20 protein-coding genes and 1 riboswitch are annotated in these 23,640 nt (G+C 34.8%); of the genes, 14 read left to right on the top strand and 6 right to left on the bottom strand.

The features are described from left to right. Positions 1-108: 108 nt before the first annotated feature. The 6 genes from rpoC (at position 109) to tuf (ending at position 8,755) form a co-directional block, all read left to right on the top strand. Positions 109-3,705 (top strand): DNA-directed RNA polymerase subunit beta', encoded by a 3,597-nt coding sequence (gene rpoC, locus MHI13_RS16645; protein WP_161799215.1) that lies wholly within the window; start codon positions 109-111, stop codon positions 3,703-3,705. A 142-nt stretch (positions 3,706-3,847) separates the two neighbouring features. Further along, positions 3,848-4,108, top strand: coding sequence for a ribosomal L7Ae/L30e/S12e/Gadd45 family protein (locus MHI13_RS16640; protein ID WP_002433271.1), 261 nt, complete (start codon positions 3,848-3,850; stop codon positions 4,106-4,108). A 90-nt stretch (positions 4,109-4,198) separates the two neighbouring features. Further along, on the top strand, positions 4,199-4,612 hold the full coding sequence (rpsL, locus tag MHI13_RS16635) for a 30S ribosomal protein S12 (RefSeq protein ID WP_002433334.1): 414 nt from the start codon (positions 4,199-4,201) through the stop codon (positions 4,610-4,612). A gap of 70 nt (positions 4,613-4,682) precedes the next feature. Further along, positions 4,683-5,153 (top strand): 30S ribosomal protein S7, encoded by a 471-nt coding sequence (gene rpsG, locus MHI13_RS16630; RefSeq protein WP_001137495.1) that lies wholly within the window; start codon positions 4,683-4,685, stop codon positions 5,151-5,153. 117 nt (positions 5,154-5,270) lie between these two features. Further along, positions 5,271-7,352, top strand: a complete 2,082-nt coding sequence (gene fusA, locus MHI13_RS16625) for an elongation factor G (protein ID WP_064210391.1) — start codon at positions 5,271-5,273, stop codon at positions 7,350-7,352. A 218-nt stretch (positions 7,353-7,570) separates the two neighbouring features. After that, positions 7,571-8,755, top strand: coding sequence for an elongation factor Tu (tuf, locus tag MHI13_RS16620; RefSeq protein ID WP_340761589.1), 1,185 nt, complete (start codon positions 7,571-7,573; stop codon positions 8,753-8,755). A gap of 214 nt (positions 8,756-8,969) precedes the next feature. Here the strand turns inward: tuf and MHI13_RS16615 are convergent, their stop codons facing one another. Continuing rightward, entirely contained in the window at positions 8,970-10,136 is a 1,167-nt protein-coding gene (locus tag MHI13_RS16615) for a M20 family metallopeptidase (protein ID WP_002452482.1), read from the bottom strand. A gap of 185 nt (positions 10,137-10,321) precedes the next feature. On the opposite strand from MHI13_RS16615, the gene MHI13_RS16610 reads away from it, so the two are divergent. From MHI13_RS16610 to MHI13_RS16600, 3 genes are all read left to right on the top strand, one after another. Then, the gene (locus MHI13_RS16610; RefSeq protein WP_002433177.1) at positions 10,322-11,509 is read left to right on the top strand and encodes a glycine C-acetyltransferase; all 1,188 of its coding nucleotides are present in this window, start codon (positions 10,322-10,324) and stop codon (positions 11,507-11,509) included. A gap of 133 nt (positions 11,510-11,642) precedes the next feature. Next, positions 11,643-12,149 (top strand): GNAT family N-acetyltransferase, encoded by a 507-nt coding sequence (locus MHI13_RS16605; protein WP_002432968.1) that lies wholly within the window; start codon positions 11,643-11,645, stop codon positions 12,147-12,149. A gap of 648 nt (positions 12,150-12,797) precedes the next feature. Further along, the gene (locus MHI13_RS16600; protein ID WP_002433307.1) at positions 12,798-13,754 is read left to right on the top strand and encodes an ornithine cyclodeaminase family protein; all 957 of its coding nucleotides are present in this window, start codon (positions 12,798-12,800) and stop codon (positions 13,752-13,754) included. Positions 13,755-13,806: 52 nt separating this feature from the next. Here MHI13_RS16600 and MHI13_RS16595 read toward each other — a convergent pair whose 3' ends face one another. Then, on the bottom strand, positions 13,807-14,022 hold the full coding sequence (locus MHI13_RS16595) for a hypothetical protein (RefSeq protein ID WP_002433257.1): 216 nt from the start codon (positions 14,020-14,022) through the stop codon (positions 13,807-13,809). Positions 14,023-14,447: 425 nt separating this feature from the next. Continuing rightward, positions 14,448-16,148: a 5'-nucleotidase C-terminal domain-containing protein gene (locus MHI13_RS16590; protein ID WP_002433392.1), complete on the bottom strand. Its 1,701-nt coding sequence runs from the start codon at positions 16,146-16,148 to the stop codon at positions 14,448-14,450. A 312-nt stretch (positions 16,149-16,460) separates the two neighbouring features. On the opposite strand from MHI13_RS16590, the gene MHI13_RS16585 reads away from it, so the two are divergent. From MHI13_RS16585 to MHI13_RS16575, 3 genes are all read left to right on the top strand, one after another. Then, positions 16,461-17,420 (top strand): NAD-dependent epimerase/dehydratase family protein, encoded by a 960-nt coding sequence (locus MHI13_RS16585; protein ID WP_064210393.1) that lies wholly within the window; start codon positions 16,461-16,463, stop codon positions 17,418-17,420. A 282-nt stretch (positions 17,421-17,702) separates the two neighbouring features. Beyond that, entirely contained in the window at positions 17,703-18,779 is a 1,077-nt protein-coding gene (locus MHI13_RS16580) for a branched-chain amino acid aminotransferase (protein WP_064210394.1), read from the top strand. A gap of 157 nt (positions 18,780-18,936) precedes the next feature. Continuing rightward, the gene (locus MHI13_RS16575; protein WP_002433489.1) at positions 18,937-19,638 is read left to right on the top strand and encodes an HAD family hydrolase; all 702 of its coding nucleotides are present in this window, start codon (positions 18,937-18,939) and stop codon (positions 19,636-19,638) included. A gap of 143 nt (positions 19,639-19,781) precedes the next feature. On the opposite strand, the gene MHI13_RS16570 is transcribed toward MHI13_RS16575, so the two are convergent. The 3 genes from MHI13_RS16570 to MHI13_RS16560 form a co-directional block, all read right to left on the bottom strand. Further along, positions 19,782-20,534, bottom strand: a complete 753-nt coding sequence (locus MHI13_RS16570; protein WP_340761585.1) for a 3-oxoacyl-ACP reductase — start codon at positions 20,532-20,534, stop codon at positions 19,782-19,784. 94 nt (positions 20,535-20,628) lie between these two features. Beyond that, positions 20,629-20,728, bottom strand: a riboswitch (TPP riboswitch). A gap of 77 nt (positions 20,729-20,805) precedes the next feature. Further along, positions 20,806-21,471: a deoxynucleoside kinase gene (locus MHI13_RS16565; RefSeq protein WP_002433233.1), complete on the bottom strand. Its 666-nt coding sequence runs from the start codon at positions 21,469-21,471 to the stop codon at positions 20,806-20,808. Further along, positions 21,464-22,081 carry a deoxynucleoside kinase gene (locus tag MHI13_RS16560; protein ID WP_002433144.1) on the bottom strand — a complete coding sequence of 206 codons (618 nt, stop codon included), beginning with the start codon at positions 22,079-22,081 and terminating at the stop codon, positions 21,464-21,466. Before MHI13_RS16560 ends, MHI13_RS16565 begins: the two co-directional genes overlap by 8 nt. Positions 22,082-22,147: 66 nt before the next feature. Between MHI13_RS16560 and tadA the strand changes: the two genes are divergently transcribed. Both tadA and MHI13_RS16550 read left to right on the top strand, forming a co-directional pair. Continuing rightward, a complete protein-coding gene (gene tadA, locus MHI13_RS16555; protein WP_002433480.1) occupies positions 22,148-22,654 on the top strand; it encodes a tRNA adenosine(34) deaminase TadA in 507 nt (168 codons plus the stop codon). Between the two features lie 106 nt (positions 22,655-22,760). Beyond that, positions 22,761-23,636 (top strand): HAD family hydrolase, encoded by an 876-nt coding sequence (locus MHI13_RS16550; protein ID WP_064210396.1) that lies wholly within the window; start codon positions 22,761-22,763, stop codon positions 23,634-23,636. Positions 23,637-23,640 lie beyond the last annotated feature (4 nt).

Raw genomic sequence — 23,640 nt, 5'->3', positions numbered from 1 at the left:
AACCTCTTTAAAGTATTCGATTTCAATGAAGATAAATCAATCAAATAGCACAGCTAATCTAAATTGAAGGAGGTAGGCTCCTTGATTGATGTAAATAATTTCCATTATATGAAAATAGGATTAGCTTCACCTGAAAAAATTCGTTCATGGTCTTATGGTGAAGTTAAGAAACCTGAAACAATTAACTATCGTACTTTAAAACCAGAAAAAGATGGTCTTTTCTGTGAGAGAATTTTTGGACCTACGAAAGACTGGGAATGTAGTTGTGGTAAGTACAAACGTGTACGCTACAAAGGTATGGTATGTGACAGATGTGGCGTTGAAGTAACTAAATCAAAAGTGCGTCGTGAAAGAATGGGACACATTGAATTAGCAGCACCTGTATCACATATTTGGTATTTCAAAGGAATTCCAAGTCGTATGGGTCTATTGCTAGACATGTCTCCAAGAGCATTAGAAGAAGTCATCTACTTCGCTTCTTATGTTGTAGTAGATCCAGGCCCTACTGGATTAGAAAAGAAAACATTATTGTCTGAAGCAGAGTTCAGAGAATATTATGATAAATATCCTAATCAATTCGTAGCTAAAATGGGTGCTGAAGGTATTAAAGACCTATTAGAAGAAATTGATTTAGATGAAGAACTAAAACTGTTAAGAGATGAGTTAGAGTCTGCTACTGGTCAAAGACTAACTCGTGCAATTAAACGTTTAGAAGTGGTTGAATCATTCAGAAATTCAGGAAACAATCCTTCATGGATGATTTTAGATGTACTTCCAATCATCCCACCTGAAATTCGTCCAATGGTTCAATTAGACGGTGGACGTTTTGCTACAAGTGATTTAAACGACTTATATCGTCGTGTAATCAACCGTAACAATCGTTTGAAACGTTTATTAGACTTAGGTGCACCTGGCATCATCGTTCAAAACGAAAAACGTATGTTACAAGAAGCAGTAGACGCTTTAATTGATAACGGACGTCGTGGTCGTCCAGTTACTGGACCAGGTAACCGTCCATTAAAATCACTTTCACACATGTTAAAAGGTAAACAAGGTCGTTTCCGTCAAAACTTACTTGGTAAACGTGTTGACTATTCAGGTCGTTCGGTTATCGCCGTTGGGCCAAGCTTAAAAATGTATCAATGTGGATTGCCTAAAGAAATGGCACTTGAACTATTTAAACCATTCGTTATGAAGGAATTAGTTCAACGTGAAATTGCTACAAATATCAAAAATGCGAAAAGTAAGATCGAACGCATGGATGATGAAGTTTGGGATGTATTAGAAGATGTTATCACTGAACACCCAGTATTACTTAACCGTGCACCAACGCTTCATAGACTTGGTATCCAAGCATTTGAACCAACATTAGTTGAGGGTCGTGCAATCCGTCTTCACCCACTTGTAACAACAGCTTACAATGCGGACTTTGACGGTGACCAAATGGCGGTTCACGTACCATTATCAAAAGAAGCACAAGCTGAGGCACGTATGTTAATGCTTGCGGCACAAAACATCCTTAACCCGAAAGATGGTAAACCAGTTGTTACACCATCTCAAGATATGGTATTAGGTAACTACTATTTAACATTAGAACGTAAAGATGCTGTTAATACTGGTGCGATTTTCAATGACACTAATGAAGTATTAAAAGCTTATGCGAACGGTCATGTACACTTACACACTCGTATTGGCGTGCATGCAAGCTCATTCAACAACCCAACGTTCACAGATGCTCAAAATAGTAAAATCTTAGTTACTTCAGTAGGTAAAATTATTTTCAATGAAATCATTCCTGATTCATTTGCATATATTAATGAACCTAGTCAAGCAAATTTAGAAGATACTACGCCAGATAAATACTTCATAGATCCGACTCAATTAGGTGAGGGTGGCTTAAAAGAATACTTTGAAAATGAAGAACTTATTGAGCCATTCAATAAGAAATTCTTAGGAAACATCATTGCAGAAGTATTCAATAGATTTAGTATTACTGACACATCTATGATGTTAGATAGAATGAAAGACTTAGGTTTCAAATTCTCATCTAAAGCTGGTATTACTGTTGGTGTATCTGACATCGTGGTACTTCCAGACAAACAAGATATCTTAGATGAACATGAAAAATTAGTTGAACGTGTAACTAAACAATATAATCGTGGTTTAATCACTGAAGATGAACGTTATAACGCTGTTGTTGAAATTTGGACTGACGCAAAAGATCAAATTCAAGGCGAATTAATGCAATCTCTTGAGAAAACAAACCCTATTTTCATGATGAGTGATTCTGGTGCCCGTGGTAACGCATCTAACTTCACGCAATTAGCAGGTATGCGTGGATTAATGGCTGCACCATCAGGTAAAATTATCGAATTGCCAATCACATCATCATTCCGTGAAGGTTTAACAGTATTAGAATACTTCATCTCAACTCACGGTGCTCGTAAAGGTCTTGCCGATACAGCTCTTAAAACAGCTGACTCTGGTTACCTTACTCGTCGTCTTGTTGACGTTGCGCAAGATGTTATCGTACGTGAAGAAGACTGTGGCACTGACCGTGGTTTATTAGTTTCTGATATCAAAGAAGGTACAGAAATGATTGAACCATTTATTGAACGTATCGAAGGTCGTTATTCTAAAGAAACAATTCGTCATCCTGAAACTGATGAAGTAATCATTCGTCCAGACGAATTAATTACTGCAGATATCGCTAAGAAAATTACTGATGCTGGTATTGAACAAATGTACATCCGCTCAGCGTTTACTTGTAACACTCGTCACGGTGTTTGTGAAAAATGTTACGGTAAAAACCTTGCTACAGGTGAAAAAGTTGAAGTCGGTGAAGCAGTTGGTACGATTGCCGCTCAATCAATCGGTGAGCCAGGTACACAGCTTACAATGCGTACATTCCACACTGGTGGGGTAGCAGGAAGCGATATCACTCAAGGTCTTCCACGTATCCAAGAAATCTTCGAGGCACGTAACCCTAAAGGACAAGCTGTTATTACTGAAATCGAAGGTGTAGTAGAAGACATTAAACTAGCTAAAGATCGCCAACAAGAAATTGTTGTTAAAGGTGCTAACGAAACTAGATCATATCTAGCTTCAGGTACTTCAAGACTTAAAGTTGAAGTTGGTCAATCAGTGGCACGTGGTGAAGTTCTTACTGAAGGTTCAATTGAGCCTAAAAACTACTTAGCAGTAGCAGGACTTAATGCGACTGAAAGTTACCTATTAAAAGAAGTTCAAAAAGTTTACCGTATGCAAGGTGTTGAAATCGACGATAAACACGTTGAAGTTATGGTTAGACAAATGTTACGTAAAGTTCGTATCATTGAAGCTGGTGACACTAAATTATTACCAGGTTCTCTTGTGGACATTCACAGCTTTACTGATGCTAACAGAGAAGCCTTTAAACACCGTAAACGTCCAGCAACTGCTAAACCAGTATTGCTTGGTATTACAAAAGCTTCTCTTGAAACTGAAAGCTTCTTATCAGCTGCGTCATTCCAAGAAACAACACGCGTTCTTACAGATGCAGCAATTAAAGGTAAACGCGATGACTTACTTGGACTTAAAGAAAACGTTATTATCGGTAAGCTAATCCCAGCAGGTACTGGTATGAGACGTTACAGTGATGTTCAATATGATAAAACATCAGCTCCTGTAGCAGATGTAACTGAAGATGTTGAGATTACTGAATAAATTTTAACTTGAGAGTGAGGAGTTAATACCTCACTCTCTTATATATTTATTTTTAAAAGCTTAGAGTTATTGTTGACTATGTGTATTAAAAAATGTTAATATATTAAAGGTTGATGCAAGCAGAACTTTGGAGGATATGTACATGTCTAATGAAAAAGTTGCACGCTTTAACAAACAACACTATGTAGTTGGTCTTAAAGAAACGCTTAAAGCGTTAAAGAAAGATCAAGTTGCATCATTGATTATCGCTAAAGACGTTGAAGTTCATTTATTAACTCGCGTGTTAAGCTATATCAATCAAGAAAATATACCAGTGACATTTTTTTCTAGCCAGCGGGCTTTAGGAGAATATGTAGGTATCAATGTTAATGCAACTATTGTTGCGTTATTGAATGAGAATTAGTAAGTATGATGCTTACTAAATTTTATTTAACCTTAAAATGAACCACCTGGATGTGTGGGATTAAAAAATGAAGAGAGGAGGACACATTCAATGCCAACTATTAACCAATTAGTACGTAAACCAAGAAAAAGCAAAACTAAGAAATCAGATTCACCAGCTTTAAACAGAGGTTTCAATAGTAAAAAGAAACAATTTACTAACTTAAACTCACCTCAAAAACGTGGTGTTTGTACTCGTGTAGGTACTATGACACCTAAAAAACCTAACTCAGCGTTACGTAAATATGCACGTGTGCGTTTATCAAATAACATTGAAATCAACGCATACATCCCTGGTATCGGACACAACTTACAAGAACACAGTGTAGTACTTGTACGTGGTGGACGTGTTAAAGACTTACCTGGTGTGCGTTATCATATTGTACGTGGTGCACTTGATACTTCAGGTGTTGATGGACGTAGACAAGGTCGTTCATTATACGGAACTAAAAAACCTAAAAATTAAGTTTAAGATTACGTAAATTTTAAATACATTTTTAAAGATTATACTATAATAGGAAGGGAGGATTTACATTATGCCTCGTAAAGGATCAGTACCAAAAAGAGACGTATTACCGGATCCAATTCATAACTCTAAGTTAGTTACTAAATTAATTAACAAAATTATGTTAGACGGTAAACGCGGAACAGCTCAAAGAATTCTTTATTCTGCATTCGACTTAGTTGAACAACGTAGTGGTCGTGATGCATTAGAAGTATTCGAAGAAGCAATCAATAACATTATGCCAGTATTAGAAGTTAAAGCTCGTCGTGTGGGTGGTTCTAACTACCAAGTACCAGTTGAGGTACGCCCAGAACGTCGTACTACTTTAGGATTACGTTGGTTAGTAAACTACGCTCGTCTTCGTGGTGAGAAAACTATGGAAGATCGTTTAGCTAACGAAATCTTAGACGCTGCAAATAATACAGGTGGTGCAGTCAAAAAACGTGAGGACACTCACAAAATGGCTGAAGCAAACAAAGCATTTGCTCACTACCGTTGGTAAGATAAAAGCTTTTACCCTGAGTGTGTTCCGTTATAAGGTTTACCAATAATGGCTCATGCTTAGGGCATCGCCATATCTATAGTACTTATTCAGTAAATACTGGAAGGAGAAAAACACATGGCAAGAGACTTTTCTTTGAAAAATACTCGTAACATCGGTATCATGGCTCACATTGATGCTGGTAAGACTACTACGACTGAACGTATTCTTTATTACACAGGTCGTATCCACAAAATTGGTGAAACACACGAAGGTGCTTCACAAATGGACTGGATGGAACAAGAACAAGACCGTGGTATCACAATCACATCTGCTGCAACAACAGCACAATGGGATGGCCACCGTGTCAACATTATCGATACACCTGGACACGTAGACTTCACTGTTGAAGTTGAACGTTCATTACGTGTACTTGACGGTGCGGTTACTGTACTTGATGCTCAATCAGGTGTAGAACCTCAAACTGAAACAGTTTGGCGTCAAGCAACTACTTATGGCGTACCACGTATCGTATTCGTAAACAAAATGGATAAATTAGGTGCTAACTTCGAATATTCAGTAAGCACTTTACATGATCGTTTACAAGCAAATGCTGCACCTATCCAATTACCAATTGGTGCCGAAGATGAATTCGAAGCAATCATTGACTTAGTTGAAATGAAATGCTTTAGATATACAAATGATTTAGGTACAGAAATCGATGAAATTGAAATTCCTGGCGATCACAAAGAAAGAGCTGAAGAAGCTCGTGCTCAATTAATCGAAGCTGTTGCTGAAAGCAACGACGAATTAATGGAGAAATATCTTGGTGACGAAGAAATTTCTATCGATGAATTAAAAGCTGCTATCCGTAAAGCAACTACTGACGTAGAATTTTACCCAGTACTTTGTGGTACAGCATTCAAAAACAAAGGTGTTCAATTAATGCTTAATGCAGTAATTGACTACTTACCTTCACCATTAGACGTTAAACCAATCATTGGTCACCGTGCTAATAACCCTGAAGAAGAAGTTGTTGCTAAACCAGACGATTCAGCTGAATTCGCTGCATTAGCGTTCAAAGTTATGACTGACCCTTATGTTGGTAAATTAACATTCTTCCGTGTGTACTCAGGTACATTAACTTCAGGTTCATACGTGAAGAACTCTACTAAAGATAAACGTGAACGTGTAGGTCGTTTATTACAAATGCACGCAAACTCACGTCAAGAAATCGATACTGTTTACTCAGGCGATATCGCTGCTGCGGTAGGTCTTAAAGAAACAGGTACTGGTGATACTTTATGTGGTGAGAAAAACGACATTATCTTGGAATCAATGGAATTCCCAGAGCCAGTTATCCACTTATCTGTTGAACCAAAATCTAAAGCTGACCAAGATAAAATGACTCAAGCTTTAGTTAAATTACAAGAAGAAGACCCAACATTCCATGCACATACTGATGAAGAAACTGGACAAGTTATCATCGGTGGTATGGGTGAATTACACTTAGACATCTTAGTTGACCGTATGAAGAAAGAATTTAACGTTGAATGTAATGTAGGTGCTCCTATGGTTTCATACCGTGAAACATTCAAGCAATCTGCACAAGTTCAAGGTAAATTCTCTCGTCAATCTGGTGGTCGTGGTCAATACGGTGATGTTCATATCGAATTCACACCTAACGAAACAGGTGGAGGTTTCGAATTCGAAAACTCTATCGTTGGTGGTGTAGTTCCACGTGAATACATTCCATCAGTTGAACAAGGTCTTAAAGATGCTATGGAAAATGGTGTCTTAGCTGGTTATCCATTAATCGATGTTAAAGCAAAATTATTTGATGGTTCTTACCACGATGTCGATTCATCTGAAATGGCCTTCAAAATTGCTGCATCATTAGCGCTTAAAGAAGCTGCTAAAAAATGTGATCCAGTTATCTTAGAACCAATGATGAAAGTAACTATCGAAATGCCTGAAGAATACATGGGCGATATCATGGGTGACGTAACTGCTCGTCGTGGACGTGTAGATGGTATGGAACCTCGTGGTAATGCACAAGTTGTAAATGCCTTTGTACCACTTTCAGAAATGTTTGGTTACGCAACTTCATTACGTTCTAACACTCAAGGTCGCGGTACTTACACTATGTACTTTGACCACTATGCAGAAGTTCCTAAATCAATCGCTGATGAAATCATCAAGAAAAATAAAGGTGAGTAATTTAACTTGTTAAGACTAGCCATGCTAGGTTAAAATACAGGTTGAGCTTATTGTTAAGCTATCACTTTTATGATTTGATTTTTAAGGGTAAATGCATTATAAAAGAATTATAAATTCTTTTAGGCTTAACTCAATCAATTATCTTCTCATGATGGTGAGAAACTATCATGAGAGATAAATTTGAAATAACTTTTACTAAGAATAGGAGAGATTTAATAATGGCAAAAGAAAAATTTGATCGCTCAAAAGAACATGCCAATATTGGTACTATCGGTCACGTTGACCATGGTAAAACAACTTTAACAGCTGCTATCGCAACTGTATTAGCTAAAAATGGTGACACTGTTGCACAATCATACGACATGATTGACAACGCTCCAGAAGAAAAAGAACGTGGTATTACAATCAATACTGCACACATCGAGTATCAAACTGACAAACGTCACTATGCTCACGTTGACTGCCCAGGACACGCTGACTATGTTAAAAACATGATCACTGGTGCTGCTCAAATGGACGGCGGTATCTTAGTAGTATCTGCTGCTGACGGTCCAATGCCACAAACTCGTGAACACATCTTATTATCACGTAACGTTGGTGTACCAGCATTAGTTGTATTCTTAAACAAAGTTGACATGGTAGACGACGAAGAATTATTAGAATTAGTTGAAATGGAAGTTCGTGACTTATTAAGCGAATATGACTTCCCAGGTGATGATGTACCTGTAATCGCTGGTTCAGCATTAAAAGCTTTAGAAGGCGATGCTCAATACGAAGAAAAAATCTTAGAATTAATGCAAGCAGTTGATGATTACATTCCAACTCCAGAACGTGATTCTGACAAACCATTCATGATGCCAGTTGAGGACGTATTCTCAATCACTGGTCGTGGTACTGTTGCTACAGGCCGTGTTGAACGTGGTCAAATCAAAGTTGGTGAAGAAGTTGAAATTATTGGTATCAAAGAAACTTCTAAAACAACTGTTACTGGTGTAGAAATGTTCCGTAAATTATTAGACTACGCTGAAGCTGGTGACAACATCGGTGCTTTATTACGTGGTGTTGCTCGTGAAGACGTACAACGTGGTCAAGTATTAGCTGCTCCTGGTTCAATCACACCACACACTAAATTCAAAGCGGAAGTTTACGTTTTATCTAAAGACGAAGGTGGACGTCACACTCCATTCTTCAGTAACTACCGCCCACAATTCTATTTCCGTACTACTGACGTAACTGGTGTTGTTAACTTACCAGAAGGTACTGAAATGGTTATGCCTGGCGACAACGTTGAAATGACAGTTGAATTAATCGCTCCTATCGCTATTGAAGACGGTACTCGTTTCTCAATCCGTGAAGGTGGACGTACTGTTGGATCAGGCGTTGTAACTGAAATCTTCGAATAATATTTATTATTCATTATTTCAAAGAGACTCCCAGTTTGGGAGTCTTTTTTTATTCCAATTTTTACATATAATTCCTATTTTTTTATTCAGAAAAGCTCGTTTAGCTGAGAGTAAGTTAACTCAGTATTAAATTTTCATTTTCCTCACAAAAAAAGCATGTTCTATCTTACTTATTTAAAAGTAAGGTAGAACACGCTCTATATATTATAAATCGTTAAAATACATGTTCAATTTCTAGTATTTTAAGAAATTCGCTTGCAGCATATTTAAAAGATGATTCATCTATATCAAAGTATGGATTATGATGTGGCGCGGTTATACCTTTATCCTCATTACCACAACCTGTTAAGAAAAAGGCACCTGGACGTACTTTAAGATAATGTGAAAAATCTTCGCCAATCATCATCAAATCTGATTCATTAAATCTTAAATGTAAATCATTCGCTGCTTGTTTAACAACCTCATAAGATTGCGGATGATTGTGTACAGGTAAATAGCCTTTAATATAATTCATGTCATAAGTAATATCATTAGCAACAGCTAAGCCCTGTAATAGTTTATCCATTTTATTCTTAATATGGTTTTGTAACTCGGTGTCAAATGTACGAACAGTTCCTTTACAAAAGGCAGTATCCGGAATAACACTATCTGTTGATCCAGCTTGTACCATCCCAAATGTCACTACAGCTTCTTTAACTGGGTCTATCGTCCTAGAGACAATCTTTTGTGCACTTAAAATAAATTCAGCCATAATGACTATAGGATCAATGGTTTCATGGGGTTTAGCCCCATGTCCACCGCTACCTTTGATCGTGATACTAAACTCATCAGGTGATGCCATAATCGCACCAGGTCTAGAGTAGATAGTACCTGAAGGGTAACCACTCCATAAATGTGTACCATAGATTTTATCAACATCTTGAAGACAACCATCATCAATCATTTCCTGAGAGCCACCAGGCATAATTTCTTCCCCATATTGGAAGATGAATACAACGTTTCCTTTTAATAAATGGCGGTGTTCATTTACTATTTCAGCAACTCCAAGTAATATTGCCGTGTGACCATCATGACCACATGCATGCATACAGCCCTCGTTTTTAGAACGGTATGGGACGTCGTTTAATTCTTGAACAGGTAGGGCATCAAAGTCTGCACGAAATGCTATAGTTGGGCCGTTTTCACTACCTTTAAATGTAGCTTTGATACCATTACGGCCAACTGGAGTAACAATATCACATGACAACTGGCTTAATTGATTCACGATAAAGTCATGCGTACGCTTTTCTTCAAAAGAGAGTTCGGGATATTGATGCAAATATCGTCGTAGTTGTACCATTCTTTTCTCTTTTTTGCTAGCCAATTGGAACCAATCAAACACATTTATCACTTCTTCCTTCTTATTATCGTAATTAGTATATCATTATTGATTAAGCTAAAGTAGGCTTTCATATTAATTATTTTTCAATAAAACAATGTGATAACACCTATAAATGATAAGGCTTTCATGATTTTGAAAATTAAGGTATGATTAAAGAAAATAGACAACACAAGGGGGATTTAATTGTGGTTCAATCACTAAATGAGTTTTTAGATGAAAATATACAATATTTAAAAGACAATGGCTTATATAACGAAATTGACTCAATTGAGGGAGCAAATGGTCCTGAAATCAAAATTAATGGTAAAAACTACGTCAATTTATCATCAAATAACTACTTAGGACTTGCTACAAATGAAGATTTAAAAGAAGCAGCTAAAAAAGCAATTGATTCACATGGAGTGGGTGCAGGTGCAGTACGCTCAATTAATGGTACATTGGACTTACATGATGAGTTAGAAGATACACTTGCACAGTTTAAAGGTACTGAAGCAGCTATTGCATATCAATCAGGATTTAATTGTAATATGGCTGCTATATCAGCTGTTATGAATAAAAATGATGCTATTTTATCTGACGAATTAAACCATGCCTCTATTATTGATGGTTGTCGCTTATCTAAAGCTAAAATTATTCGAGTAAATCATTCAGATATGGAGGATTTACGTACAAAAGCTAAAGAAGCTGTTGAGTCTGGACAATACAATAAAGTAATGTATATTACTGATGGTGTATTTAGTATGGATGGGGATGTTGCTAAGCTACCAGAAATTGTAAAAATTGCTGAAGAATTTGGTTTATTAACTTATGTTGATGACGCTCATGGTTCAGGTGTTATGGGTAAAGGTGCAGGTACAGTTAAACATTTCGGTTTACAAGATAAAATTGACTTCCAAATTGGCACATTATCTAAAGCCATTGGTGTTGTAGGTGGTTATGTAGCAGGCTCTAAACAATTAATTGATTGGTTAAAAGCACAATCAAGACCGTTCTTATTCTCGACTTCATTAGCACCTGGAGATACTAAGGCTATTACTGAAGCTGTTAAAAAATTAATGGCATCTACAGAATTACATGATCAATTATGGGATAACGCACAATATTTAAAAGATGGACTCTCTAAATTAGGTTTTAATACTGGGGAATCTGAAACACCAATTACTCCAGTCATTATTGGAGATGAAAAAGATACGCAAGAGTTTAGTAAACGTCTTAAAGAAGAAGGAATCTATGTTAAGTCAATAGTATTCCCAACAGTTCCTAGAGGTACCGGTCGTGTAAGAAATATGCCTACAGCTGCTCATACTAAAGATATGTTAGATAAAGCCCTTGCTGCTTATGAGAAGGTTGGAAAAGAATTAAATATTATATAGATTGTTATTCTTAAGGCACTTGTCTCTTAGAGAGTGAGTGCCTTTAATTTTTCTGATTTAAAATACTTTAATATAGTGGTTTATTCATTTTACAATAATAGTGAAATGAATGGATGAGAAGAGGTATAACGGAGTGGAAGAATTAAGACAACTTACGTATAAAGATGAAGAAACATTCAACGTTTATATTCAAGAATGGTATGACAATAATGAAAAAGTTGTACCAGGAAATACGAATTTAAAAGAATATCAGTCCTTCAAAGATATGGTTGATTATCTTAATCAAGAAAGACCAAGTAAAGATTGGGTTCCCACCACAACATTATTTTATTTTGTTGATGGAAATATTGTGGGCGCGGTGGATATTAGACACGAACTCAATCATCGATTAAGAAACATTGGGGGCCATATTGGGTATGGCGTAGCTCGATCATATAGAGGTAAAGGATATGCCTCAACCTTATTAGGACAAGCCCTTGACTACTTAAAAATACGAAATGTTGAAACAATTCTTATGACTACAAATCCATTCAATTACGCATCTCAAAATGTCATAAAAAAATATGGTGGTTATGAAATCGAACCCTATATTAAAAAGAATGGGAAAGTTGTTAATCGATATCAAATTTTGAATAAATAAAAATCACCCTTCAAAAGAAGGGTGATAGTTGTCAAAAGTTAATTAAATAGTTTTGCTAAAAAGAAGCAAAATCGCAAGGTAATGTGTTAATGCACATTGCCTTTTATTTATAAATAATAGAATAGCACGGAATTTACATTGTCACAACAAAAATTTAATAAATCCGACATTTTAGCTTCATTTATCGGATTACTTATTATTTTAATCAGAGTGTATTATTATATGAGTGAAAGTAACAATGTAAATTATAATTCAAATTTGAAACGATAGAAAAAAATATATTTAAATAATCGGGTGGTATTAATGAAGTATGTAATATATGGAATAAACCTATTTAATTATATTATTTTAATCACTTGGATTAGCCTATCTTTAAATCGTATAAGTGAAGTAGGACCAGATATAGTCTCATTTTTTGCTTTATTTAGCATTTTTTTACTTATTATTTCATTGATATTTAGTTTTATATCAAGAACTCAAGATGATATTAAGGATACACTCAATATGAGTATTTTTATCAATTTATTTAATTTAGTGATACTCACATCGATACTTTTAGCAATACTATTTTAATCATTCAATTATGTTAGATATTAAAATCTAAGGGAATGTTATTTAAAAGCGTCATGGTATAAAGGAGAGTTTAAAATGCGATATTTAGATGAACAAACTCAATCAGAGTTATTAAATATGAATGAAGTTATTGAAGAGGTTGGACAAGCGCTAAAAGCATTTTCAGAAGGTAAAACTGAAACCCCATTACGACATGTGTTGCCATTTAATAAACACAATCGATACTTAGTGATGCCAGCATTATCAGATGAATTAAAAATTGTCGGATTAAAAACCGTTTCATTTGCTCCTGATAATCCTAAAAAAGGTAAAGCAACAATTACAGGCTCAGTAATACTAAGCGATTATGAAACGGGGGAAACGCTAGCAGTACTAGATGGTGGTTATTTAACTAAAATTAGAACAGGCGCGATTTCTGGTGTGGCTACAAAATATTTATCTCGTGAAGATGCTAAAGTATTAACTGTCATTGGTGCCGGAGTACAAGCTGAAGGTCTCATAGAAGCTGTCATGGCTGTGAGAAATATTGAGGAAGTTCACTTTTCAAGTAGAACTAAGGAAAAAGCTGAAAAGCTTGCTGAAGCAACTCAACAAAAATATGGAGTTAAAGCCAAAACGTATGATCAAGCAGATGAAGCAATGGAGGCTGCGGATATTATAGTTACCGCTACAAATGCTTCAGAACCAGTATATTCACACACGCTACACCCAGGCGTCCATCTTAATGCAGTAGGTTCATTCAAACCTGATATGCAAGAATTACCGTCAGAGTCTATGATGATCGCTAATAAGATTGTTGTTGAATCGACCGAAGCGGCAATGGAAGAGACAGGCGATTTAAAAGTACCTCAGGAAGAGGGTATATTAAATGACAATATGCTATATGGTGAGTTAGGTGATATTGTCTCAGGTAAGAAAGCAGGACGTGAGGACGAAAAAGAGGTAACTTTATTTAAATCAGTGGGTCTAGCCATTGTTGATATTGTAGTAGCTCAGTATTTCTATAAAAAAGCACTTGAAAGTGATAATTAATCATATTATTAATCCCGCTAAAATTAACTAGCGGGATTTTATATGAGTTCTATCATGGTCGATGTCTATAATTATATATAACCTGTTTAACACAAAGTGTAGCTAAAATTAGAAAAACGAGTAGGCTAAATGTACTTAGCATCTCAGGCACTAACTCATGTTTAGTTACAAGTACATAAATATTTTGAAAGATAAATGCTAAAAAGATTAATAAGCTAGATAGCAACCCTACTTGTCGTTGTTTATACGTTTTCAAACCACCATTCATTACGATCACCTACATTATATTTAACTTAAATTAATGATAACGTTTGCATTTATGAATTGCAAACGTAATTGAAGTAGTAGGAGGGCACTGTAACCTCACACAAACGGCAGACTGCTATAAGTGGATGGAGAATTATTTCCCAAGAAATATGACTGTCGCCTTTATATGCCATCTTGTGGATTAATAGTCTCAGTATTTGAACCCCTTTCCGGGACTTACTCTAATCATGTTGATTATCTGCAATAAGCGTGTGTATCTTTTAATTTGGACTAAATTAAAAAGCAACTTTGTCTTATTTAATATTTTCCGTAAGTAGATAATCTTTATGCGTTTGATTAACTATATATGTTTCTTAATAAAATAGAGTTTAATCATAAAAAAGTGACTCTGAGAATGACTATTTTATCTCAGAGTCTCTTGTATATTTAGGCTGACTTTTTGTGAGTATGATTGCTTGATTGTTTACCATTGTCTGATTTATGTGTTGATTTTTTCACTGAAGCTAATTTTCCATTAATGATTCTTTCAGGATTATTAGTATTATATTTATTTAAATTGTGCTTTTGAATATAATTTCCTACGACTTCATCAAGCGAAATACCTTCCTCACGTTGTCCTCCAAACATATCGTAGCCATCACCTTTGTTAGCGGTAAAATCATTGGTAGCAACATAATATGTTTTATTAGGATTTAATTTTTCAAATTTTCCGGTCTCACGATTACGAACTTGAATATCTCGAACTCTTGAGCCAGATTTTTGATTCATATCATAATAAACACGTATTGATTTCGAAACTTGTAAGAAACCGCCATTTGGTGATAGTTGTTTCTTACCATCTTTTGTTTCAGTAGGAGAACCTAGACTATGTTCAAATGCTTTCTTCACATTCGTACCTTTAACTTTAATCTGTGAAATTAAATTACCGAAAGGCAGCACTGTAATAATATCGTTTTGAGTGACTTTTCCTTTAGAGATGGAAGCGCGAATACCACCGCCATTAGTCACTGCGAAATCTGGCTTATGTTTAAAGTTTTTCGCTGCGTAATCCTCCATCGCATCTGTAATTAGATTTCCTAAATTCGTTTCTTGAGTACGAGCTATATTTTTATCGCCTTTAAATTCAACTTTATTATTAGGAATAATCACTTTAGATGTTTCTTTTTTAAATTCATTATTCGCTTTATTTACTTGTTTTTCTATTGAGGGATCAGCTTTTATTTTATTTGTATCTTTGACGTTAATCAGACTCGCTTTTAAATCTGACACTTTATGATGATTAAAAAGAAAACTAATTTTGCCTACATTTTCCAAAGCAGTACCTGTTTGAGCTAAGATACCATGATTATACTTTTTGCCATGTTTTATAACAGAATGTGAGTGACCATCTAAAACTATGATTGGTTTTTTTATTGAGTTATCTTTGGATAATTGTTCAATTAGATAATCTCCACGCCATTCTTTTTTAGTATTTTTATCGATGCCAAGATGAGATAAAACAACATATACATCTGCTTTACCATCCATTTCTTTAATAGCACCTTTCGCACTGCTCAACGGATCTTTAAATTCTACATCTTTCACAGCATCAGGAGAGGTTTTAATTTTAGTTTCGGGAGTTGTAACACCTACTAAACCGTATCGCACACCATTACGTTTAATTATAGTTGAAGGTTTGAAAATGCGCTTCCCGTTTTTATAAATATTTGATGAGATCATTGGAAAATGAAGCTGTTTTTGTAATTTTAATAATTGGTTATAGCCAAAATCAAATTCATGATTACCAATTGTCATAGCGTCATAGCCTACTTTATTCATTGCTTTAGCCATTTCTTCACCTTTTGAATGGTTAGAAACTGGCAATCCTTGAAAGGCATCCCCAGAGTCTAAAACTAAATCTGGTTTTTCTTTATTTTTGAGACCTTTTAATTTAGGCATGCCAATAACACGTCCTTTTTCTTCTACGAAGCGACCATGAATATCATTAGTATGTAATATTGTGTGTTCAGTTTTACTTTGATTGTCATTTGAGTGCGTGTGTTGTTCTGAAGCATTAACGAGGTTAAAGTTTAGTATCGTACCAAGTGTTATAAATAAAGTGATAATAGTGATGATGATTTTTTTCATATAGTTCCTCCTTTTGAAAAATTATATACATTGCAATATTAGCATATAAAAAGAATAAATAATTCTTTTATTTAAAATATTTACTTCGAATTTAAATTTAATTAATAAAACTTCATAGTCTAATGACCAAATAGCAATACAACTAACGTGCTCATACAAAAATCATAAATTAAAAACTACTTATTAAACCCTATAATGTGTTTACTGCATATACAAGAAAGCGCTTTTATTATATAATATTGATGTAAATTAAGAATATGTACATACTAGAAGGACAACGCACTTATGAAATAAACAAGGGGAGATTTTGTAATGAAAAAGATAATGATTACAGGGGCACTTGGCCAAATTGGAACCGAGTTAGTAGTGAAATGTCGAGAAATTTACGGTACAGAAAATGTATTAGCTACAGATATTAGAGAACCTGAAGCAAATTCACCAGTTCAAAATGGTCCATTTGAAATTTTAGATGTTAAAGACAGAGAGCGTATGTATAAGCTTATCGAAGATTTTGGGGCAGACACTTTAATGCATATGGCAGCATTATTATCCGCAACTGCTGAGAAGAATCCATTATTCGCTTGGGATTTAAATATGGGAGGATTAATGAACGCTCTTGAAGCTGCACGTACGTATGAACTACAATTCTTTACACCAAGCTCTATTGGAGCTTTTGGCGCGTCAACGCCTAAAGTAAATACACCACAAGTAACAATCCAACAACCTACTACAATGTACGGTGTTAATAAAGTTGCGGGCGAATTACTGTGTCAGTATTATTATGTTAAGTTTGGCGTAGATACTCGCAGCGTAAGATTTCCAGGACTTATTTCACATGTGAAGGAGCCAGGTGGCGGCACGACTGACTACGCTGTTGAAATTTATTTTAAAGCAGTAAGAGAAGGTCGTTATACAAGCTATATCGATAAGAACACATATATGGATATGATGTATATGGATGATGCCATCGACGCTATTATAAAATTAATGGAAGCAGATGGTGCCAAATTAGAAACGCGTAATGGTTATAATTTAAGTGCAATGAGTATAGAACCTGAAATGGTTAAAAAAGCCATTCAAGAGTACTACCCTAATTTCGAACTAGACTATGATGTTGATCCAGAACGTCAAAATATTGCTTCAACATGGCCTGATAGTATCGATACGAGCTGTTCACGTGGTGAGTGGGGATTTAATCCAAAATATGATTTAGCCTCAATGACTAAGTTGATGCTCGCAACAATTGAAGAAAAAGAAAAGGTTGCTAAATAGAAAATCCTATATAATTAATAACGCAGTTTAGCTAAAACTTACTCCTTTTAAAATTAAAACTTTTAAAAGGAGTTTTTTATATTTTAAATCCAATGTATCTATAACATACGTAAATAACTAAACTTGTAAGTTTAATATGGTAATGTTTAACTAATAAAGAGTACATATTTACATTTGTATATTTATTTTGAATATTTAGAAAACTCATTGAATAGTATAAATGCGATTGATATAATTTAGAGTAACTATTCAATTCGGAGAAATTACTAGGAGGCTATATTCATGTCAGAAAAGGTAAAATTTGAACAACGAGATACATTGAAAGAAAAACCAGACACATCGAAATTAGGATTCGGTCAATATTTTTCAGACTATATGCTAAGTTTGGATTATGATGCGGATAAAGGTTGGCATGATATGAAGATTGTACCTTATGCACCATTTGAAATTTCACCAGCAGCACAAGGTTTACATTATGGTCAAGCGGTATTTGAAGGGCTTAAAGCATATAAACACAACGGTGAAGTGGTATTATTCCGACCAGACCAAAACTTTAAACGTATTAATAATTCTTTAGCGCGTTTAGAAATGCCAGAAGTTGACGAAGAAGCATTATTAGAGGGATTAAAACAACTTATTGATGTTGAACGTGACTGGGTACCAGAGGGTGAAGGGCAATCATTATATATTCGTCCATTCGTATTTGCTACGGAAGGTATTCTAGGTGTACGTGCATCTCAACAATATAAGTTATTAATCATTTTATCGCCTTCAGGTGCGTATTATGGAGGAGACACGTTAAAAACTACTAAAATTTATGTTGAAGACGAATATGTTCGTGCCGTACGTGGAGGAGTAGGATTTGCGAAAGTTGCCGGTAACTATGCTGCTAGTCTACTTGCACAAACTAATGCTAAAAAATTAGGTTATGATCAAGTATTATGGCTAGATGGTGTGGAACAAAAATATGTCGAAGAAGTTGGAAGTATGAATATCTTCTTCGTTGAAAATGGAAAAATAGTCACACCTGCATTAAATGGAAGTATCTTACCAGGTATTACTAGAAAATCAATTATTCAATTAGCTGAAGACTTAGGTTACGAAGTTGAAGAAAGAAAAGTTTCAATTGACGAATTATTCGACGCTTACGACAAAGGTGAACTTACAGAAGTATTTGGTGCAGGTACTGCAGCTGTTATTTCTCCAGTTGGTACGTTACGCTATGAAGACAGAGAAATTGTTATTAATAATAATGAGCCAGGTGAAATCACTCAAAAATTATATGACACATATACTGGTATTCAAAGCGGTAAATTAGAAGATAAATATGGTTGGAGAGTTGAAGTCCCTAACTATTAATGTGTTATACACTGAAAGAGCTTTCTCATTCGAGAAAGCTCTTTTTTGTGAAATAAAGAAACCATAATCCACTTTTCTATAATTATTGAAGTCTCTATATTACAATAATATGTAAATGAATGTACTACAAAAAATCATTTTCAGGAGAGAAGTAAAAATGGAATGGATATTATTTGATAAAGATGGCACGCTAATAGAATTTGATAAAAGTTGGGAAAAAATCGGTGTGCGCCTTGTTGATAAACTATTAGAAACATTTCCTGTGCACGACAAAGAAGTAGCACACCGTCAACTTGGAATTATTGACGATAAAATTGTTCCTGATTCAATTATGGGTTCAGGATCATTAGGAGATATGATTAAATCTTTTAATAAAGTTACTGGTGAAGATACATCTGATTGGGCAAGAAATACTAGCCAAGAACTTGTTGATACTCGTGTTCCTGAAAATAATTGGATTGAAGGTGTACAAGAGACTATTCAGGAGCTTAGAAACGAAGGTTATAAAATTGGTATTGTCACTAGTGATACCAAAAAAGGCGTAGATCAATTTCTAGAAGAAACGCAATCTAAAGAATTATTTGATTTAATTATTTCTACAGAAACTCATGCTGAAGAAAAACCCAATCCAAAAGTGTTGAATCCTTTATTTGATGCTTATGATGTTTCACCAGATCAAGTTGCTATCATTGGTGATACTACAAATGATATGAAAACTGCGGTAAACGCTAAATTAGGTTTAAGTATAGGAGTACTAACTGGTATCGCAAAAAGAGAGGAACTTCATGAAGCGGATGCGGATGTCATTATTGACAGTGCTAAAGATGTAAAACAAATTTTAGATCAATATAAAAAATAACAAAATTAATTAAAAAGCATGGATATTTGAGTGAGTTCAAGTAACCATGCTTTTATTATATTTGTCTTTAAAAAAAGAGGTTTCACTCTACATTTAATTTTAGATGTAAGTTTTAATCGATATTTTCTATTAAACATCATACATTAATTCATTGTTAACCCACCATCAACAGTGAAATTCTGACCAGTGATACCACTTGCTTCATCAGAAGCTAGATAAGCAACCATATTTGCTACATCTTGTGGCGTAGTCACTTTTTTGAGCGGTGTCGTTTGAGCGATTAAGTCGAATACCTCAGGCGTCGTTACTGCACTAGCATCAGTAGTTTTTAATAATCCCCCAGAAACCACATTGGCTGTTACACCATATTGACCTAGCTCTGCAGCGATATTACGAGTAAAACCTATTAAGGCAGCTTTAGCAGTCGTGTATTCATGATAGGGGACGACTGGATTTTGATATAGATTTGTTCCAATATTAATAATTCTGCCTTCCTGTTTTTCAATAAATTGAGGTATGACACTTTGTGTAACATTAAATGCAGCTTTTAAAGTGCCATCAAGTTGTTGTTGATAATCTTCCCAAGTTAAATCTTTGAAGTTCTTTTGTTGATTTGGATCAAATTTAAAATTGACTAGTGCATTATTAATAACAATGTCTATATTACCAAAATGTTCCTTTGCAACTTTGACCATTTGGTCAACTTCGGCACGTTCTGTCACATCAGCTTGAATAGCAATTGCTTTTTCATGACTAATATTCTCAATCAATTTTTCAGCTTTTTCTCTGCTATGTTTATAATTCACAACAACGTTATAACCTTTATTAATTAATGTTTGAGCAATTACCGCTCCTAGACCACGGCTACTTCCAGTAATAATTGCAGTTTTTGACATTTTTAATCCTCCTAAAAATTTTTAAAAAAAGAAGCACAACTTCCGTAAAAAAGTTGTGCTTCTTAGTCATCACATATTATGACAAATTAATATTAAGAGCGTCATCACACTTTCCTACGCTAGTTTAAACTAGATTCAGGTTCAAAGGGTTTGGATAGATTCCATCTCAGTTAAAAACACCCCTAGTGTAAATCATTAACTTGTAGTATTAACCTATATATAATTAGACCGGTTGTCAAAAAATAGAATATAAGCAAAGTTTCAATTCACTTTAAGGTCTTGTATCAACTTGGCGATGAGTCTGGATGATATGAGCTATTTTATCGATAATTGGGTCTAGTGAATCCAGATTTTCGTGGATATCATACTCATTAATATTGACGCGCACCACTGGACAAGCATTAAAATTATTAATCCAATCATCGTAACGTTTGAATAATTTTTTCCAATATTCAGGGTCTGTATTAATTTCCATATCACGACCACGTTGCTTAATACGATCAATCACTTCATCATAATCACATTCTAAATAAATTAACACATCTGGTTTAGGAAAATAAGGTGTCATTACCATAGCGTTAAATAATTCTGAATACGTGTGAAAATCTTCCGGGCTCATTGTACCTTGTTCTTCATGCATTTTCGCAAAAATATCAACATCTTCATAAATAGAACGGTCCTGTACGAAGCCACCACCATATTCAAACATACGCTTTTGTTCTTTAAAGCGTTCCGCTAAAAAGTATATTTGTAGATGAAAACTCCAACGCTCAAAATCATGATAGAATTTATCTAAATAAGGATTATGATCAACATTTTCAAAAGAAGTTTTAAAATTTAATTTATCAGCAAGCGCCTGTGTTAATGTTGACTTTCCGACGCCCACAGTACCTGCAATAGTGATAATTGCATTTTGAGGAATACCAAAATTATTCATCTATATTATCTCCAATCATTGGTTTTATTAATTCTAAAATTTCTTTATAGTCGTCACTATTGTTAACAAAATCTTTCTCAGTTGTGTCAATACGTATGACATTCGCGCCCTCATTTTTTAAGGATTCATAATAAGCTTTATAATCTTGTTTCAGCTTTAATAAATAATCATCCTCAATAGTATGTTCAAAATTACGATTACGTTTAGCTATTCTAGCTTTGAGAACATCTAAATCTGCATCTAAAAAGATAATCATATTAGGCATTTCAAGATCTTCAGTCAAAATATCATAAATGCGACTGAATTTATCGAACTCTTTCGAATCTAATGTGTTATTTGCAAATATTTTATTTTTATGTATGTGGTAATCACTTACAACGCCTTGTTCTAACGCCTCGATATCTTGAATTTGTTTATATCTGTTACATAAAAAGAACATTTCTGTTTGAAAGCTCCACTTTTCTATGTCGTCATAAAAGTCTGATAGAAAAGGATTTTCGTCAACAATTTCTTTCTCTTCGTAATAACCAAGCGTTTGACTTAGCATTCGTGCAAGTGAAGATTTACCAACACCTATAGGTCCTTCAATTGCAATAAATGGTTTATTCATATTCACTTCTCCAAATGTTAAAATAGACAATGAGTATTGTACCATAAGTGAGGTATTGCAACACATATGAGAACTGATAAAGATTACATGCGTTTAGCAATCAAAGAAGCTCAGAAAGCACAAGCTCTAGGGGAGGTGCCCATTGGAGCTGTCATTGTTAAAAATAATCAAGTCATTGCACACGCTCATAATTTAAGAGAATCCTTACAACTACCTACTGCACACGCTGAACACATTGCGATTGAACGTGCATCTAAGGTAGTGGGTAGTTGGCGTTTAGAAGAATGTACTCTTTATGTCACCCTTGAACCCTGCGTGATGTGTGCAGGAGCCATCGTGATGAGTCGAATACCACGAGTGGTTTATGGTGCTGTTGATCCTAAGGGAGGATGTACCGGCAGTTTGATGAACTTGTTAGAGCAGCCTCAATTCAACCACAGAGCTATTGTTGAGTCGGGTATTTTGGAAAATGAATGCAGCACACTTTTACGTGATTTCTTCAAAAATATTCGCCAACAAAAGAAGGCACTCAAACAAGCAAAGATACAAAATGACACAAATTTGTTAGAATAATTGTGTATGAAAAGAGTGACAATACATGCTAACCTTTTCAAAAATTAAATTTAAAAACCTAAATTAAAAATAAATACCTACAAACGGGAAGAAACGAGGTCAACGAATGATAAAGCTAATTGCAACAGATATGGATGGAACGCTCCTTAATGCTGCACACGAAATTTCTCAAGAGAACCAAGAAGCGATTAAATTTGCACAAGAACATGGTATCACTGTTGTTATCGCGACAGGGCGTGCATTTTACGAAGCGAATACACCAGTTGCTGAAACAGATTTAAAAGTACCATATATCTGCTTGAACGGAGCCGAAGTTCGCGATGAAGCGTTCAATATTATGAGTACATCTCATCTTAATCATTCTTTAGTGAGTAAGATAACGTCTACATTGAAAGAAAAAGACATATATTATCAAGTTTACACAAATAGAGGGATTTATACGGAGAATCCTCAAAGAGACTTAGAAATTTATATTGATATCGCTGAACGTGCTGGTCAAAAAGCAGATGTTGAGAAAATCGAGAACAGTATTCAAAAACGTATAGATAATGGAACTTTAAAAATTGTTGATAATTATGACAAAATTGAAGATATTCCTGGTGAATTAATCATGAAAATTTTAGCGTTCGATTCTGATTTAGGAAAAATTGATCTTGTAGGTCAAGAATTAGCTCAATCACCAAACCTTGCAGTTTCTTCATCTTCAAGAGGTAATTTAGAAATTACACATTCAGATGCGCAAAAAGGCATAGCTTTATCTACTATTGCGAAACAACTCGGCATTGAGTTAAAAGATGTCATGGCACTAGGGGATAACTTAAATGATGTCTCTATGCTTGAAAGAGTCGGTTATTCGGTCGCAATGGATAATGCTGCACCAGAAGTTAAGACAGTCGCTAAGTATGTGACTGATTCAAATGAAAACATCGGAGTCGGTAAAGCAATTAAGAAATTTTTAAAAGAAGAGAATCAATTAACATAATTAA

Source organism: Staphylococcus sp. FSL K6-0223 (assembly GCF_038008285.1).
The sequence above is the reverse complement of the archived record's forward strand: the minus strand, read 5'-3'. Positions and strand labels throughout refer to the sequence as shown.